The sequence below is a fragment of the Haloferax marisrubri genome (assembly GCF_001469875.2).
Taxonomy (GTDB): Archaea; Halobacteriota; Halobacteria; order Halobacteriales; family Haloferacaceae; genus Haloferax; species Haloferax marisrubri.
On the sequence record NZ_LOPW02000013.1, the window covers coordinates 1 to 449 of the forward strand.

Below are 449 nucleotides of genomic sequence, written 5' to 3' on the forward strand. Positions count from 1 at the left end.
GGCGAGTGAACGCGATACAGTCCAAACCGAAGCCTTCGGGCAATGTGGTGTACGGACTACCCATAACGGACCTGGATCTTATGTGAAGTCTCCTGGAACGGAGCGTGATACAGGGTGAAAACCCCGTAACATAAGATCTAGATCCCGGGGTTGTTCCAGAATAGCGGGGGTTGGATATCCCTCGTGAATTACGCAGGCATCAACTGCGAAGACTAAACACTCCTCGAGACCGATAGCGAACAAGTAGCGTGAGCGAACGCTGAAAAGCACCCCGAAAAGGGCGGTGCAATAGGGCTTGAAATCAGTTGGCGATAGAGCGACGTGGCATACAAGGTCACTCGACGAAAGAACTGGGAGCGATCCCATAGTATGACTTGAGTGAAGCCGATGTTACGTCGTGCGTTTTGAAAAACGAACCATGGAGTGCATCTGACTGGCGAGTCTAAGGG

General features: G+C 51.9%; 1 rRNA gene. It reads left to right on the plus strand.

What is annotated here, in order from left to right:
• Positions 1-449: ribosomal RNA gene (locus tag AUR65_RS19995) — 23S ribosomal RNA — on the plus strand; the annotation flags it as partial.